The organism is Amycolatopsis sp. WGS_07, assembly GCF_045278895.1.
In the GTDB taxonomy this organism is placed as follows: Bacteria; Actinomycetota; Actinomycetes; order Mycobacteriales; family Pseudonocardiaceae; genus Amycolatopsis.
The window spans coordinates 9,975,351-9,990,329 of the sequence record NZ_CP136053.1; the positions used below are offsets into that span (position 1 = coordinate 9,975,351).

Below are 14,979 nucleotides of genomic sequence, written 5' to 3' on the forward strand. Positions count from 1 at the left end.
GCCCGAAGAGTCGCTCCGGGTAACCGCCGACGACAGGGAGCGTCCGCATGACCGAACTTTCCCGCCGCACTGCCCTGCGCGGCGCCGCCGGAGCGAGCTTCGCACTGGCCGCGCTGCCCCTGCTCGGGGCCGGAACCGCGAGCGCCGCGCCCGCCGGATTCCCGGAGTACCGGTTCCTGCGCACCGCGTTCGACAAGAGCAAACTGCAGTACCCGCCCGCCCGGCGCGAGGTGATCTTCCCGTGCATCCGGGGCGTCTACGACAAACTCGCCAATCCGCTCGGCCGCTACTACCTCTACTACGCCCCGCACGACGCGCCGGGCGGGATCTGTCTGTCCTATGCGGACAGTCTCGAAGGGCCGTTCATCGAATACCCGCACAACCCGATCGTCAAGAACGTCTGGAAGCCGCACTACGACGTGTCGCACGTTTCGTCGCCGCATGTGCTGTGGCACGAGCAAAACCGCGAACTGTGGCTGTATTTCCACGGCGAGAACACCACGACTCGCCTCGCGCGTTCAAAGGACGGAATTCACTTCACCTACGACAAGACCGTGCTGTCGACGTCGATGCTGCCCAAGGGCACCACCGAAACCTCCTACGCCAAGGTGTTCGAGCACGACCTGCCCTCGCGCGGCGCGAAGTACGTGATGGTGTTCATGATCAACACCACCGCGAACCATCGCGGCATCGGCTGGGGCTGGTCGGCCGACGGTCGCAATTGGACGTTCTCGCAGACTCCGCTGATCCGTCCCGAAGACGTCGGCGCGAGCAACATCGCCGCGCCGACCGTGGTGCGGCGCAACAATTCCACCTACGTCGTGTACCACGAAAACATCGAAGCCGGCGGGAACATGCTGATCACCGAGGTCGGCAACGATTTCAGCAAACGCAAGCACCTCGGCGTCTTCCACGCCCCGCTCAAGGGCGCGCCGGACAACGGCCGGTGCGCCGCCGCGTCGTTCGGCACCATGAACGGCAAGGAATACATGTTCTACGAGGCGGGCGAACGGCTCAAGGGAGCGATCGCCATCGCCCGCGCGGTCTAGGCCAGATACGTCGGCCGCCCGGCCACGATCGTCGCGGACACCGGCATTTCCCGCAGTTCCTTTGTCGACAGTCCACTCGGGTCGGCTGCCGTGAGCACCAGGTCGGCCACATCGCCGACCTGGACCCCGCGGCGGCCGCCCGAGGACGCCGCCAACGCGTCCGCGAGCGGAATCGCCTGCTCGGGATGCCACGGCGGCCGCTCGTCGTCCGTCCGCCCGACCGCGGCGGCGATCCCGTCCCACGGATCGAGCGGCGCGACCGGCGCGTCCGAGCCGAACTCCAGCAGAGCCCCGGACTCCAGCAAGGCCCGGTACGCATACGCCCGATCGGTGCGGCCAGGCCAATGCCGATCGGCGACGTCGCGGTCGTCCGGCTGATGCGCGGGCTGCACACTCGCGACCAGCCCGAGCGCGGCAAACCTCGGCACGTCTTCAGGCCGCAGCAACTGCGCGTGCTCGATCCGCCCCGGACAACCGACCTCAGCGAACGCATCCAGCGCGATCGTGTTGGCATGGTCACCGATCGCGTGCACCGCCGGGGTCAGTCCGTGCTCGTGCGCGCGGCGCATCAACGGCACCAGCTCCTCCGGCGGCAGCTCCAGCAACCCGTTCTCACCGGACCCCGGATACGCCTCGTGACAGTAGGCGGTGCGGGTATTCAACGATCCGTCCACAAACAACTTGAACGGACCAACCGTGAGCAACCCGTCCCCGGCTTCGAGCACCTCGCCGGTTCGGTGTCCTCTTTGGATAGTCTCATCCAGCAAATACCGCGCTATGACACAGGAAACCCTCGTCGCTGGCTTCGTCGTGGTTGCCCGCCGAGTCCAATCCGCGACCGTGTCCGCGTACTCATAGTCCACAATCGACGTCACGCCCCGCTTCGCCGCAGCAGCCAACGCGTCCGCGACCCAGCCGTCCTGAACCTCAACGGGCGCGGACGGCAATGCCGCGGTGGCGCTCATGCAATCGTTCTCCAGCAAGACGCCGGTCGGGTGATCACGGCCGATCAGCTTCAGCGCGGCCGGACTGAGCCACAGGGTGTGCAGATCCGCACTGAACAACGCCACCGCACGCCCCGGCAGCGCACGTTGGAGCAGGTCCTTATGCGGCCGATCAGGCCACAACCCGTCCCGAAACCCGACCCCCACGACCAATTCCTGCGGCGGCGCCTCCAGCAACTTCTCCATCAACAACTCGACCGCACCCGCGGCGGACTGCGCGCTGCCCAACGGAATGCGCCGACGAAAGCCCGCCCACTGGACGAGGTGCGCGTGCGCGTCGACAAGCCCAGGCAGCAACGTGCCACCGTGCCCGTCCAGCACGCGCGCGGCGAACCCGGTGCCCGCCCCCGGTTCCTCGACAGCCGACACGACACCGTCGCGCACCCGGACATCAGCGAGCGGCCCCCGCAACCCGACCCGGACGCGGCGGAGGAGAAGATCGTCCATACGCCCAGCCTGCCAGCCCACCCCGTTCGGGTGAAGCGGGAATTCCTGGGCGGGGTGAACGTTAGAAGGGGTGTCAATGAGGCAGCCGTCGCCCGCCGAAGGGTTAGGGCCGGTCAGGAGCGCCGCCTTCACAAGCCGCGCAGGGTTCAACTCCCTCGGTTGCCACTTCAGTTCGCTGGGTCGCTGGGTTGGGCGGCCGGGTGGGTTAGGGCTGCTCTCGGCTTGAGGCTGGGTGGGGATGGTCCGGCGGCCCGGTTTGAGGCGGGGCTGGGCTCATCGCGGGCCGGTTGGGCACCGCTTTCGGCGACTCGGGTCCGGAGTGGGCCGCTGCCATCGCGAGGTCGGTTGAACACCGCTTTCGGCGACTCGGGTCCAGAGCGGGCCGCTGTCATCACGAGGCCGGTTCAGCAGCTCGGGTTCAGAGTGGGCTCTCATCGCGAGGGCTGACTGAGCACGCTTCGGCGACCCGATTCGATTCCGGAGGCCATCCTCGCGAGAGTGGTCCGGCACCGCTTCAGCGGCCCAGGTCCGGCGCGGACCACACTCGTCGCGAGGACTAGTGAGCACAACGATCTGAGTTCGGCGCAGGCGGTCCTCGTCTCAGGGGCTGGCTGAGCACGCGCCAGGGGCCCGCGGGCACTGGCCGAGCGCCACTTTCTGCGACCTGCAACTGCCTCATCCCCAGCGATGGCCAGGCATGCTTCGAACTCCGGGCCGCAGGCAACCGCTGGCCAGCACCAGCCGAGCGGCCGACCAGGCTCCGGACCGCACCTCGTTCTCCCCGCCGCGAGCCGAGCCCGATCGCCTGGCCTGTCCCGCACAGCCGGACCAGGCCCCGGCTCGCAGGTGAACCCACCTCGGCCACCCGCCGAAGCACTCGTCCAGGCGATCGCCCCCGAAACACTTAGCCCTTGCGCTAACCATCCCGCTCCGCAATACTTAGCCACATGGCTCAGTATTCGACCGTCCTCGACGGGGTCTTCGCTGCGCTGGCCGATCCGACCCGGCGGGCCGTCGTGCGGCGGCTTGGGCGGGGGCCGGCGAGTGTGGGGGATCTCGCGGGGGAGGCGCCGATGACGTTGCCGTCCTTTATGAAGCACGTGCGGATGCTCGAGGCGCACGGGTTGATCCGCACCGAGAAGTCCGGGCGGGTGCGGACGTGCGTCCTCAATCGCGAGCGGTTCGTGCTGGTCGAGGACTGGCTTGCCGAGCAGCGGCGCATCTGGACGGGACGTACGGACCGGCTTGAGCAATTTGTTACCAGCCAGGAGGACCAGCAGTGAATCCCGACCTCGATCTTTCCCTCGAACGCGTCATCCGCGCGCCCCGCAAGCGGGTCTGGGACGCCTGGACCGACCCGGCCAGCCTCGCCCAGTGGTGGATTCCCGCACCGTTGCGGTGCCGCGTCGAGGCGTTGGACGTGCGCGCTGGGGGTGCGTTCGTCACGAGGATGAGCGAGGACGGCGAGAAGTTCGTCCCGCATCTCGACGCGTGTTTTCTCGTTGTGGAGGACGGCGAGCGGATCGTGTTCACCAACGCGCTCGACAGTGCGTGGCGTCCGGCGAGTCCGCAGCCGGTGGCGATGACGGCCGAGATCGTTCTCAGCGATCATCCGGAGGGCACGGATTACCGCGTCGTCGTGCGGCATGGGGATCCGGCGGCCCGGGAAAGGCACGCGGACCTGGGGTTCGCGGACGGGTGGGGCACTGTGACAGCTCAGCTCGCGAAGATCGCCGAGAGCGGGTCCTGATGAAGGTCGTGATCACCGCGTTCGTCACGCTCGACGGGGTCAGCCAAGGGCCGGGTTCGTCCACAGAGGACACCAGCGACGGGTTCGGCCGCGGCGGGTGGTTTGTGCCGCATCTCGACCAGGCTTTCGTCCAGCGCGCCGTCGACTGGCTGGGGCTGGCCGACGGGCTGTTGTTCGGTCGCCGGACCTACACCTCGTTCGCCCGCGACTGGCCCGCGGTCACCGATCCGGACGATCCGTTCGCTGAGCGGATGAACTCGCTGCCGAAGTACGTCGTGTCGAACACGCTCGAAGCCGGCAGCTGGGCGCCGACGACGGTGTTGCGCGGCGATCCGGCGACGGCCGTCCGAGAGGTGAAGGCGCGGCCTGGCCGGGAGCTGCAGATTCACGGCAGCGCCCGGCTCGGCAACGCTTTGCTGTCCGCGGGAGTTGTCGACGCGGTCCGGTTGGTTGTCACGCCGACGGTGCTCGGTGCGGGGCGGCTGCAATTCCCGCATCCGGTTTCGGCGACGGGGTTGCGGCTAATCGAGCACGAAGCCACGCCTAGCGGATTGGTGTTGCTGGAGTACGACGTTATCGGCGAGGCTGCGGTCGACGATTATGACGGGGTTACGAATTTGGCCTCATAGCCGAGCGGCGGACACCATCGCGCGGTAAACGTCGGTGTTGTCGAGAGTTCCGTCGAGCCGATCCGAGCCGGGGCCGGTCGCGGTGACCGGGGTTGGCACGCCGCTGTGGTCGCCGGTGGTCCAGTCGACGGTCAGCGAGAGTTTCGTTCCAGGAACGGGGAACGGACCGTCCTCGTCGCCTTCGGGGGCACCGTCTGTGTCCTCAATGGCCAGTCCGCCGGTCTCGTGGTCGCCGCCGATGATCACCAGGGTGTCCGGGTGCGAGCGAGTGAAACGCAATACCTCGGAAACGGCCGCGTCGAGGGCCCGGCCCGCATCGAGGACGCCGTGCGCATTGTTTTCATGCGACATTCCGTCGATGCCTTCTTCCTCCAGGAACAGGAAGAAACCGCGCGGGTTGGCGGAAAGCGTGTCGAGCGCCTTCTTCGCCATTACCGGGAGCGCGACTTTCGGCTGGTACGCGCCCTTGCCGTCCGGGCCGTAGTCGACCATGTCCTCGTTCGCGAACAGTCCGAGCAGCCGCGGCGCACGGGTCGCGGCGAGTTCGGTGGCGTTGCGGACGTAGGTGTAGCCGGACCGTTTCGCCTGTTCGATGAGATTGCCGTGCGTGCTGCGGCTTTCCTCGCCCGGCTTGTCCGGCCACGCACCGGGGTCGCCCTTCGGAAGCCACCAGTCCTCGCCGCCGCCGAGGAGGACTTCCGGGCGGCTTTCGGTGATGTACTGCTTGGCGATGTCGCTTTGCAGGTCACGCGACGGCACGTGCGACGCGAACGCGGCCGGCGACGCGCCGGTGACCTGCGCGGTGGTGACCAGACCAGTCGACTTGCCCGCGCGTTTGGCCTGTTCGAGCACGGTCAGCAGCCGGCGCCCGCGCGCGTCCTGGCCGACCGCGCCGTTGCGGGTCTTGTGCCCGGTGGCCAGCGCGGTCGCGGCGGCGGCCGAGTCGGTGACGAGTTCCTCCGGGTCGTCCGGATCGGTGTGCACCAGGCCGGTGACCGGGAGCCGGTTCATGACGAGGTCCCCGGCCCGGCCGGTCGTCGCGAGCCGGATGAACTCCCGCTGCGCCGCGCCCATGCCGTCGCCCTGGATGTAGACGATGTTGCGTGCTTTCGGATGCCAGTCCGCCGCGGGACCGTCCCCCGCCGCGAAGCTCGCGGCGGGCACCGCTCCGGCCACCGCGAGCATCGCGGCGGTGAGCACCATCGTCTTGCGCATCCCGGAACCTCCTTTAGTTAGGAAGCTTTCCTAACATGTTTCGGGGAGCCGCCGCGAGCAGGTCACCTGAATGGACGTGTCCGCCGACGGTGAACAGCACCCCGCCGGGTCCCGGCGCTCATTACGGTTGGTTCTCATGGAGACCGTCACGACGCGCACCGTCGAATACCCGGCCGACGGCCTCACCATGGTCGGGCACCTCGCGCTCCCCGCCGGCACCGGCCGTCGGCCCGCGGTCCTGATCGGACCCGAGGGCACCGGCCTCAACGACTTTCAACGCGCACGGGCCGACGCTTTGGCCGAGTTGGGCTACGTGGCGCTGGCCTTCGACATCCACGGCGGCCGCTGGTTCACCGATCCCGACGAGATGCTCGCCCGCTGCCTGCCGCTGCTCGACGACCCCGACCGGATGCGCGACATCGGCCAGGCGGCGCTCGACGTGCTGCTCGCCGAGCCCCGGACCGACTCCAGCCAGATCGCCGGGATCGGCTACGGCACCGGCGGCGCGATCGTGCTGGAACTCGGCCGCGCGGGCGTCGATCTGCGCGCGATCGGCACGATCAACGCGCTGGTCACCGGCCGTCCGGGCGAGGCGGCGAACATCCGCTGCCCGGTGTGGGCGGGCGTCGGCTCGGAGGACCCGATCATGGCGGCCGCGCAACGGGACGCGTTCGCCGCCGAGATGCAGGACGCGGGCGTCGATTGGCGGCTCACGGTCTACGGCGGCGCCCTGCACGCCTTCCACCATCCGCCGATCGAGCCGAAACAGCGGCTCGTCCCCGGCGTCGGCTATCACCCGGTGCACGCCGAGCGGGCCTGGCGCGACGTGGTGACTCTGCTGGCGGACAACCTGGGCTAGCGGGCGAGAAACGGCCCCGGATCAGCCAGAACGCCATGGATCGTGCGACCCGCCGCGCCTAGCGTCGCGGCCGAATCGCCAAGAGCGGAGGGGCTCAGCACCGGCACCGAACCGCGCAGGCCGGTCAACCGTGCTCGCAAGACGTCCTCCGCTGCAGGTGCCAGCCACGGGAACAGTGGCCCGAACACCCCGCCGAGCACCACGCGGTCCACGTCGAGCACATTGACCGCCGAGGCCAGCGCCAACCCCAACGCCTCCCCCGCCGCCGCGACGGCTGACAACGCCGCGTCGTCTCGCGCAGTCAACGCGGCGGCCAAATCGTCCACTGTGGATACTCCAGCAGCGGCCAGCATCGCTCCCTGCCCGGCATAGGTCTCCAGACAGCCGACCGCACCGCAGCGACAGGACGGCCCGGACGGGGAAACCAGCACGTGCCCCAGTTCTCCGCCGGTGCCACGGAACAACTGGGAGTCCACCACCATCCCCGCACCGATGCCGATTTCCCCGGACACATAGAGGAAATCCGCCGCCCCCGCGCCGAACCACAGCTCGCCCAGCGCACCGAGATTCGCCTCGTTGTCCACCGAAACCGGCACCGGCAACTCCAGCGCCACCGGCACGTTCCGCCACCCCAGGTTCGGCGCGCTCAGCACCACCCCATCCCGCACCGGCCCCGACACCGCGAGCACCGCACCCACGACCGTCAAACCCAGTTCACGCGCCTCGGCCAGCTCCGCGGAAGCCAGCTCCCGCACCGCGTCCAGCACAGTTTCCGCTGGCAGCCCACGGTTGTCGCGCTCGATCCGGGTGGTTCGGCGGACGGTGCCGGTCAGGTCCAGTACGCACGCGGCGAGATAGTCCACATTGGCCTCAAGCCCCAGCGACGCCATCCGCGCACCGCTCAGCGACACCTCGACGCCAGGACGCCCGCGTTCCCCCGCCCGCACGGCGGCGGTCTCGGCCAGGAAGCCCGCGTCGAGCAGCGAACCGACCAAAGTGGACACCGTCGATTTGGTCAGCCCGGTCAGCTCCGCCAGCGCGGCGCGGGTCAGCGGGCCGCCTCGGCTGATCTCGCCGAGCACCAGTTCGAGGTTCCGCGCGCGCATCGCGTCGTGCCGGACCGGCTCCATGCTCATCTCCACTCTTGACGGCCGGGGCGGCCGCGGCGCAGTATTTAGTCTACATCGTGAACTAAATGAAGGGACGGGCATGGCCGACTACGCCCCCGCGCCGGAGGACAAATTTTCGTTCGGGTTGTGGACCGTCGGCTGGGCCGCGGCCGACCCGTTCGGCGTCGCGACCCGCCCGCCGCTCGACCCGGTCGAGAGCGTGCACCGGCTGGCCGACCTCGGCGCATACGGCGTCACCTTCCACGACGACGACCTCCTCGCCACCGAACCGGACCGCGACGTCGCGATCGCCCGGTTCAAGAAAGCGCTGGAGGAAACCGGCCTGCGCGTGCCGATGGCGACGACGAACCTGTTCAGCCACCCGGTCTTCAAGGACGGCGGCCTGACCAGCAACGACCGCGACATCCGGCGGTACGCGCTCACCAAGGTCCGGCGCAATCTCGACCTCGCCGCGGAACTCGGCGCGCAAACCTACGTCCTGTGGGGCGGCCGAGAGGGGTCCGAATCCGACGCCGCGAAAGACGTCCGCGCCGCGCTCGCCCGGTACAAGGAGGGCCTCGACGTCCTCGCCGACTACGCCGTCGCACAGGGCTACGACATCCGCTTCGCACTGGAACCGAAGCCGAACGAACCACGCGGCGACATCCTGCTGCCGACGATCGGCCACGCACTCGGCTTCATCTCGCAACTGGACCGGCCGGAGCTGTTCGGCCTGAACCCGGAGGTCGGCCACGAGCAGATGGCCGGGCTGAACTTCGTGCACGGCATCGCGCAGGCGCTGTGGCAGGGCAAACTGTTCCACCTCGACCTCAACGGCCAGCACGGCCCGAAGTACGACCAGGACCTGATCTTCGGCCACGGCGACCTGACCAGCGCGTTCTTCCTGGTAGACCTCCTGGAACACGGCGGCTACGACGGCCCGCGGCACTTCGACTACAAACCGCTGCGCACCGAGGACCCCGAGGACGTCTGGGTCTCCGCCGCGGCGAACATGCGCACCTACCTGATCCTGCGCGAGAAAGCCCGCGCCTTCCGCGCCGATCCGGAGGTCGCCGAAGCACTCGCCGCGTCCCGGGTACCGGAGCTGGCCACCCCGACGCTCGCCGAAGGCGAAACCCTGGATGACCTGACCGCCGACGAGTTCGACGTCGAAGCCGCTGGCCGACGCGGCTACCACTTCACCCGGCTCAACCAGTTGGCGCTGGAGCACCTGCTGGGCGTCCGATAAATCAGGCGACGCGGGCCGCAATGGTGTTTTACCGTTGCGGCAACGCGTTGACGGAGACAAGTAGCGCAGGGCCCCGCGAGGGACAGAGAGTTGCCCGCCGGTGAGAAGGCAGCGTCGCGGCCCAGCGCGAAGACACTCCCGAGTGCGGGGAGGAAATGCCCCGCCGGCCCGGCCGCCGTCATCCGGCCAGACGAGGCTGTCGCTTTGGCAGCGAAGGTGCGGTGGCACCGCGAGTTTCCCTTCTCGCCCGCACCCCCAAGGGGTCGCCGAGTGCCCGCTCAGGAGAAGGAATTGAGTACCCGCACCCCGGTGGCCTGCCTGCGTGACCACGTAGGCTCCACCGTAACGATCGCCGGCTGGGTACACCGCCGGCGCGTGCTGAAATCGGTAACCTTTCTAGTCATCCGCGACCGATCCGGAACCGCGCAAGCAGTATTCGCCGAACCGCCGGACGTCACCGAGGAAACCGTCGTCCGCCTCACCGGAACAGTCGTCGCCACCCCGCAAGGCGCCGAACTGCGGGAACCGACCGTAGAAGTTGTGTCCACAGCCGAAAAACGACCCCCCTTCGCCCTCTACCGACCCGAGGTAGCCGCCGGTCTGCCGGTGGTTTTGGACAACGCCGCAGTCGCCCTACGACATCCCTTGCTGCGCAAACGTTTCGAGGTAGCCGCAGCGAGCGTCGCAGCATTCCGACGAGCGCTGGACAGCCAGGGTTTCACCGAGATCCACACCCCGAAGATCGTCGCCACCGCGACAGAATCCGGAGCGAACGTATTCCAGCTCGACTACTTCGGACGCCCGGCTTACCTGGCCCAGTCACCGCAGTTTTTCAAGCAGGCCATGGTCGGCGTCTTCGAGCGGGTATACGAGGTGGGACCGGTCTTTCGGGCCGAACCCCACGACACCGCACGACATCTAGCTCAATACACGAGCCTAGACGCGGAACTGGGCTTCATCACCGACCATCGCGACGTGATGACAGTGCTGCGCGACGTCATCGCCGAGATGGCCGCCGCGACCGGACCGGACGCACCGACCGTACCGGAAGAGATTCCGTCGATCGATTTCTACGCAGCACAAGAACTTCTCGCGCAACACACCGACGAGGACCCAAGAGGTGAACCGGACCTGGCCCCCGCCCACGAACGCTGGCTCTGCGAATGGTCCGAGCGCGAACACGGTTCGGAATTCCTGTTCGTAACCGGATACCCCATGGCGAAACGCCCGTTCTACGCCCACCCAGCCCCAACGAACCCGGAGAAATCAAACAGCTTCGACCTACTGTTCCGAGGCCTGGAGCTGGTAACCGGCGGCCAACGACTGCACCGATACCAGGACTACCTCACCGCACTAGGCAACAAAGCCGGACAGTATTCGGACTACCTGGATGCGTTCGCGCACGGAATGCCGCCACACGGCGGATTCGCGATCGGCCTAGAACGCTGGGTAGCCCGAGTACTGGGCATAGCGAACATCCGCGGGGCAACGCTCTTCCCCAGAGACCTCCACCGCCTGCACCCATAACCAGCCAGGCACCCAGCCCCTCCCCCGCACCCCGATACGAAGCCGCCCTGCGGTTCGGGGGTGCTTGTCAAGGCATCTTTCCCGCCTTGACAAGCACCCCCGAACCGTCAGCACACTTGGGCTTCGGGGTGCCCCACGCAATCACCGGCCCGCAATGTCGCCCGCCAGGGCGACGAGCCCCCACTCACTGACCAGCGAACGTCAACGACCCCAACGCAGTAACCAACGGAGCCAACTCAGGCAACTCCTCCGCCTCCCCCAACGCAGCCGACAACGCCGCGTCATGCGTAGGCCGAGCCGCCGCCAGCAGCTTCTGCCCAGCAGGAGTCACCTCGGTATAAATCCCGCGCCGATCGTCCTGGCACAGATACCGCGACAACAACCCCCGCTCCTCCAGCCGGGTAACCAACCGCGTCGTAGCCGACTGACTCAACACCACCGCATTGGCCAACTGGCTCATCCGCAAATGAAACCCGTCCTGCCGCCCCAGCACATCCAGCACCGTGTACTCACTCACCGAAAGCTCATGCTCGGCTTCCAGCGCACGGTTCAGCCGGTCCTCGATCCGCGCGTGCAGCGCAGCCAGCGTCCGCCAGCCTTGCGCGCGCGCCTCGACGGCGTCGTCCGACACTGACATGGTGCACCTCCTCCTGGCGGCCCGGGTTGCGGGCGGCCGCGGCCCGGGACGCGCTCAACTAAATGTACCTGCAAGTATTGCGCGCGCCTGTAATACCCACTAGTCACTGTACCCGCGAACCGCGGCCCGGGTCTCCCCGCCGCCGGGCATCCCCCGGACCGCGGCTCCGCTTTTGCCGTGGCCCGGCGGCGAGTAAGTTGTCCCCGCTACTCGGGGGAAGGTGATCGGCGAATGACCGACGCTGGCGATGCGGACGCGGGCACTACCGCCCGGCGGTTCGCGCTGGGCAGGTACGGGCCCGCCCCTCGGGCGCTGGCCGGCCGGTACGAGCTGGGCGAGCGGATCGGCGAAGGCGCGACAGCCTGCGTACACCGCGCCGAGGACCGCGAGACCGGGGCCGCGGTCGCGGTGAAGCTGTTCCACGCCGGAGCCGTCGAGCTGGGCCGCAACCGCCGTGACCAGGAGATAGCGGCGCTGCGCGCGGTGCGGCATCCGGGGCTGGTGGGGTTCGTCGACGCCGGGGTCGACGAGGGGCACGCGTACCTGGTCATGGACTGCGTGCACGGACCGAACCTGTCCGAATGGCTGCGGTCCGGGCCGCTGCCGGCGGACCAGGTCGTGGAAATGGGCACCCAGCTGGCCGAGGCGCTCGCCCACGTGCACGCCCACGACGTGACCCATCGCGACCTCAAACCCGCCAACATCCTCATGTCCGACGACGGACCGCGGATCGCTGATTTCGGCGTCGCGCGCTTCGTGGACGCGACCCGCGTGACCGACACCGGCGCGGTCGTCGGGACCGCGGCGTATCTCTCGCCGGAGCAGGTGCTAGGCGAGCATCCCGGCCCGGCTTCGGACGTGTACGCGCTGGGGCTCGTGCTCCTGGAATGCCTCACCGGCGTCCGCGAGTACCCCGGCACGGCGGCGGAGACCGCGGTCGTGCGGCTGCACCGGTCGCCGCGGATCCCCTCGGACGCGCCGCAACCGCTGGCGCGGACTCTGCGCGCGATGACCATGCGCGACCCGGAGGAACGACCGACCGCGACCGCGGTGGCGCGGGCATTGCGCGGCACGGAAACGTTGCGGCTTCCGATGAAGACGCGGCTGGCGGTCTTCTGCCGCCGCCATCGCGTCACGGCGTCCCGGCGGCGCGTGCTGCTCGCTGCGGGCCTGCCGGTGGCCATGGTCGCGGCGGGGACGCTCCTGCTGGCCACCCCGCTCCGTCCGGGTACCGGGTCCGCGCCGGTCCGCGAGCAGGCTCCGGTCCCGGCTTCCCCGCCCGCTTCCGCCCCGTCCGACTCGCCGGACCTGGCGCCGCGGCATTCGTCATCCGCGCCGCCGGTCCGTTCGCCGAAAGCGGACCAGCCCGCGGAAACGACCGCGCCCCCGCCCGGCACGACCGCCCGCACGTTCCCGACGCTGCCGAGCCAAGCGAGCCAGACCGGCCGGACCCCGCCGAAAACCCCGCCAGGACAGACAAGACAGCCTCGCGATCCCAGCACCGGCCCGCCGAGCGACAAGACTCCACATTAGACAGACAGGCCCGCGCCGCCGGACCACCCGGTCGGCTGACGGCGCGCAATTCGGTGGCGAACTCGTCCCCGGCGCGCAATCCTGGTGGCGAGGCGGGAGGTGGGACCGATGACCGCACACGCACGTCGCTTCGGACGGCAGTGCCGGGAACACTTCGAGCGCCCGGAAGCCGCTCGCGCGGCCAAGCCGGAACGAGACGCCAAGGCAGTCCCGGCACCGGATCAGGCGGCGAAGACCGACCGGGTGCCCGAAGGGCAGGCCCAGCGCGGCAGCTGAACCGCGCGGGCCGGGTTTTCCTTGCCACGCAAGGGATCCGGCTAGCTCACTCCGCCCGCGGCGCGGCCTCGATCGCCAGCACCGCGATGTCGTCGTGGCCGGAATTGCCGAGCCATGCGCGCACCGCCTCGCGCAGCCGGCGCACCACCTCGTGCGCCGGCTGCCCGACGCAGTCCTCGAGCACCGTGTACAGCCGCTCGTCGCCGAACAGCTCGGTGGATTCGGTGCGGTTGCGAGCTTCGGTGACGCCGTCGGTGTAGAGCAGGCAGACGTCGCCCTCGTCGAGATGCGTCGTCGCCTCCGCGAAACGGGCCTGCGGCGACACGCCGACCAGCGTGCCGGGCACGCTGACCTCTTCGACCCTTCCCCCGCGCCGCAGCACGAGCGGGGCGGGGTGGCCGCCGGAGGCGAGCGTGACGTCGAGGCCGGATTCCGCGGCCGCGACCGAACCGAGCACGAGCGTCGCGAACCGGTTGCTGCCGCCGGAGATCAGGAGTTCGTTGAGCAGCCGCAACATGGTCCGGCCGTCGCGTTCGACCAGGTGCAGCGCGGCCAGCGAATGCCGCACCCGGCCGGTCAGCGCGGCCGCCTCGGCTCCCTTGCCGCAGATGTCGCCGACGACCACGAACGCGCTGCCGTCGTCGCGGGCGAGGACGTCGTAGAAATCGCCACCGACGCCGAGCACTCCGCCCGCGGGTTCGTACCACAGCTCGAAATTCGCCCCGTCGATCTGCGCGGGCGGGGTGGGCAGCAACGTCGATTCGAGCCCGCGCGTCGCTTCCTCCTGCCGGGCGTAGCGCTGCGCGTTGGCCAGCGCCGTGCCCGCCGCGTCCGCGAACGCCTCGACCGCCTGGCCCTGCGCGAGCCCGAACGCGGCCTCCCCGCGCCTGCCGAGCAGCACCGCGCCGGCCATGCCGGAGCCGAAGGAGACCACCGAGACCTCAAGATGCCCCTCGAAGGGCTCAGCGACCGCCGCGGGCAGCGCGGCGACCTCGGTCGCCGGAACCGCGCGCACCTCGGGCCGGGCGATGTCGGTGACCGCGTCGGAGACCACCGGCGCGAGCTGCGCGGGCACCCGGCGGATCCGGCCGTGGCCGGCCGCGCCGTGCTCGGTGCAGCTCCACCACTCCCAGCGGCCGCGGGTCGTCGGCAGCAGCACGAAGGCGCAATCGCCCAAAGCGGACGCCGCCAGCTCCGCGATCACCCGTGCCGTGCCGTGCCGTCCGCGCGCGAGCGCCAGTTTCGGACCGGCCTCGGCGAGGAAGTCTTCCGGACGGCGGCGGCCGTCGTCGACCACGGTCCAGGCCCGCCAGCCGCCGGGCAGCGCGCGGATCTTGGCCGGCCGGTGGCCGACCTTGCCGGTGGTCTCGGTCACGCCGGTGAGTTCGGCGGGGCCGAGCCGCTCTCCCGCCGCGTTCGCCCAGCGCAGCGTGCCTTCCGGGTCCTGGAGGAACACCGGTTCCCGGACGTCGTCGAGCACCGAGCGCCAGAATCCGGCGTGCCCGGGCAGCTCGGCGCCGGGTGGCAGGGCCGACGCCGGAGCGGGCCGTGACACCATGCACGAACCTCCTGCCTCCGGGTCGACCTGACGGTCCTGGTCCTTCCAGGTTGGCACAGTGTGCGCGGGCGGACTGGGTCGAAGTGTAGGGCGAACCGTGGCAGGCTGGGTCGACGACCATGGCTGGCACACGCGTG

At 69.4% G+C, this 14,979-nt stretch carries 14 protein-coding genes; 9 read left to right on the forward strand and 5 right to left on the reverse strand.

Annotated features, from left to right (window positions below; translation table 11 throughout):
• The first annotated feature begins 47 nt into the window (after nt 1–47).
• Nucleotides 48–1,049, forward strand: coding sequence for a hypothetical protein (locus RPX00_RS46730; protein WP_406635771.1), 1,002 nt, complete (start codon nt 48–50; stop codon nt 1,047–1,049).
• On the opposite strand, the gene RPX00_RS46735 is transcribed toward RPX00_RS46730, so the two are convergent.
• Complete coding sequence (locus tag RPX00_RS46735; RefSeq protein ID WP_406635773.1) at nt 1,046–2,500, reverse strand: amidohydrolase; 1,455 nt, start codon at nt 2,498–2,500, stop codon at nt 1,046–1,048. The genes RPX00_RS46730 and RPX00_RS46735 overlap by 4 nt on opposite strands.
• Nucleotides 2,501–3,447: 947 nt before the next feature.
• On the opposite strand from RPX00_RS46735, the gene RPX00_RS46740 reads away from it, so the two are divergent.
• The 3 genes from RPX00_RS46740 to RPX00_RS46750 are packed head-to-tail and all read left to right on the forward strand — an operon-like array spanning nt 3,448 to nt 4,879.
• Nucleotides 3,448–3,783 (forward strand): ArsR/SmtB family transcription factor, encoded by a 336-nt coding sequence (locus RPX00_RS46740; protein ID WP_406635775.1) that lies wholly within the window; start codon nt 3,448–3,450, stop codon nt 3,781–3,783.
• On the forward strand, nt 3,780–4,250 hold the full coding sequence (locus RPX00_RS46745; RefSeq protein WP_406635777.1) for an SRPBCC domain-containing protein: 471 nt from the start codon (nt 3,780–3,782) through the stop codon (nt 4,248–4,250). Before RPX00_RS46740 ends, RPX00_RS46745 begins: the two co-directional genes overlap by 4 nt.
• Nucleotides 4,250–4,879, forward strand: a complete 630-nt coding sequence (locus tag RPX00_RS46750) for a dihydrofolate reductase family protein (RefSeq protein WP_406635779.1) — start codon at nt 4,250–4,252, stop codon at nt 4,877–4,879. Before RPX00_RS46745 ends, RPX00_RS46750 begins: the two co-directional genes overlap by 1 nt.
• On the opposite strand, the gene RPX00_RS46755 is transcribed toward RPX00_RS46750, so the two are convergent.
• Nucleotides 4,874–6,094, reverse strand: a complete 1,221-nt coding sequence (locus tag RPX00_RS46755) for an alkaline phosphatase (RefSeq protein ID WP_406635781.1) — start codon at nt 6,092–6,094, stop codon at nt 4,874–4,876. The genes RPX00_RS46750 and RPX00_RS46755 overlap by 6 nt on opposite strands.
• 136 nt (nt 6,095–6,230) lie before the next feature.
• On the opposite strand from RPX00_RS46755, the gene RPX00_RS46760 reads away from it, so the two are divergent.
• The gene (locus RPX00_RS46760) at nt 6,231–6,953 is read left to right on the forward strand and encodes a dienelactone hydrolase family protein (protein WP_406635783.1); all 723 of its coding nucleotides are present in this window, start codon (nt 6,231–6,233) and stop codon (nt 6,951–6,953) included.
• On the opposite strand, the gene RPX00_RS46765 is transcribed toward RPX00_RS46760, so the two are convergent.
• A complete protein-coding gene (locus tag RPX00_RS46765; protein ID WP_406635785.1) occupies nt 6,950–8,089 on the reverse strand; it encodes an ROK family protein in 1,140 nt (379 codons plus the stop codon). The two genes, RPX00_RS46760 and RPX00_RS46765, sit on opposite strands and share 4 nt — an antisense overlap.
• Before the next feature lie 73 nt (nt 8,090–8,162).
• Here RPX00_RS46765 and xylA point away from each other — a divergent pair, with 73 nt between their 5' ends.
• Both xylA and aspS read left to right on the forward strand, forming a co-directional pair.
• Nucleotides 8,163–9,311 (forward strand): xylose isomerase, encoded by a 1,149-nt coding sequence (xylA, locus tag RPX00_RS46770; protein ID WP_406635787.1) that lies wholly within the window; start codon nt 8,163–8,165, stop codon nt 9,309–9,311.
• A 291-nt stretch (nt 9,312–9,602) separates the two neighbouring features.
• Nucleotides 9,603–10,838 carry an aspartate--tRNA(Asn) ligase gene (aspS, locus tag RPX00_RS46775; RefSeq protein ID WP_406643327.1) on the forward strand — a complete coding sequence of 412 codons (1,236 nt, stop codon included), beginning with the start codon at nt 9,603–9,605 and terminating at the stop codon, nt 10,836–10,838.
• Nucleotides 10,839–11,022: 184 nt separating this feature from the next.
• Here the strand turns inward: aspS and RPX00_RS46780 are convergent, their stop codons facing one another.
• Nucleotides 11,023–11,475, reverse strand: coding sequence for a MarR family winged helix-turn-helix transcriptional regulator (locus RPX00_RS46780; RefSeq protein WP_406635789.1), 453 nt, complete (start codon nt 11,473–11,475; stop codon nt 11,023–11,025).
• A gap of 231 nt (nt 11,476–11,706) precedes the next feature.
• Between RPX00_RS46780 and RPX00_RS46785 the strand changes: the two genes are divergently transcribed.
• Both RPX00_RS46785 and RPX00_RS46790 read left to right on the forward strand, forming a co-directional pair.
• Nucleotides 11,707–13,008 carry a protein kinase domain-containing protein gene (locus RPX00_RS46785; protein WP_406635791.1) on the forward strand — a complete coding sequence of 434 codons (1,302 nt, stop codon included), beginning with the start codon at nt 11,707–11,709 and terminating at the stop codon, nt 13,006–13,008.
• Nucleotides 13,009–13,116: 108 nt separating this feature from the next.
• The gene (locus RPX00_RS46790) at nt 13,117–13,284 is read left to right on the forward strand and encodes a hypothetical protein (RefSeq protein WP_406635793.1); all 168 of its coding nucleotides are present in this window, start codon (nt 13,117–13,119) and stop codon (nt 13,282–13,284) included.
• A 46-nt stretch (nt 13,285–13,330) separates the two neighbouring features.
• Here the strand turns inward: RPX00_RS46790 and RPX00_RS46795 are convergent, their stop codons facing one another.
• Nucleotides 13,331–14,842: a PP2C family protein-serine/threonine phosphatase gene (locus RPX00_RS46795; RefSeq protein ID WP_406635795.1), complete on the reverse strand. Its 1,512-nt coding sequence runs from the start codon at nt 14,840–14,842 to the stop codon at nt 13,331–13,333.
• Nucleotides 14,843–14,979: the final 137 nt, after the last annotated feature.

What these genes read in the sequence shown, in the direction of transcription:
- RPX00_RS46760 (WP_406635783.1), top strand. Translation starts at nt 6,231, where the DNA reads ATGGAGACCGTCACGACGCGCACCGTCGAATACCCGGCCGACGGCCTC.
- RPX00_RS46750 (WP_406635779.1), top strand. Translation starts at nt 4,250, where the DNA reads ATGAAGGTCGTGATCACCGCGTTCGTCACGCTCGACGGGGTCAGCCAA.
- xylA (WP_406635787.1), top strand. Translation starts at nt 8,163, where the DNA reads ATGGCCGACTACGCCCCCGCGCCGGAGGACAAATTTTCGTTCGGGTTG.
- RPX00_RS46780 (WP_406635789.1), bottom strand. Translation starts at nt 11,475, where the DNA reads ATGTCAGTGTCGGACGACGCCGTCGAGGCGCGCGCGCAAGGCTGGCGG.
- RPX00_RS46740 (WP_406635775.1), top strand. Translation starts at nt 3,448, where the DNA reads ATGGCTCAGTATTCGACCGTCCTCGACGGGGTCTTCGCTGCGCTGGCC.
- RPX00_RS46755 (WP_406635781.1), bottom strand. Translation starts at nt 6,094, where the DNA reads ATGCGCAAGACGATGGTGCTCACCGCCGCGATGCTCGCGGTGGCCGGA.
- RPX00_RS46735 (WP_406635773.1), bottom strand. Translation starts at nt 2,500, where the DNA reads ATGGACGATCTTCTCCTCCGCCGCGTCCGGGTCGGGTTGCGGGGGCCG.
- RPX00_RS46785 (WP_406635791.1), top strand. Translation starts at nt 11,707, where the DNA reads ATGACCGACGCTGGCGATGCGGACGCGGGCACTACCGCCCGGCGGTTC.
- RPX00_RS46765 (WP_406635785.1), bottom strand. Translation starts at nt 8,089, where the DNA reads ATGAGCATGGAGCCGGTCCGGCACGACGCGATGCGCGCGCGGAACCTC.
- RPX00_RS46730 (WP_406635771.1), top strand. Translation starts at nt 48, where the DNA reads ATGACCGAACTTTCCCGCCGCACTGCCCTGCGCGGCGCCGCCGGAGCG.
- RPX00_RS46790 (WP_406635793.1), top strand. Translation starts at nt 13,117, where the DNA reads ATGACCGCACACGCACGTCGCTTCGGACGGCAGTGCCGGGAACACTTC.
- RPX00_RS46795 (WP_406635795.1), bottom strand. Translation starts at nt 14,842, where the DNA reads ATGGTGTCACGGCCCGCTCCGGCGTCGGCCCTGCCACCCGGCGCCGAG.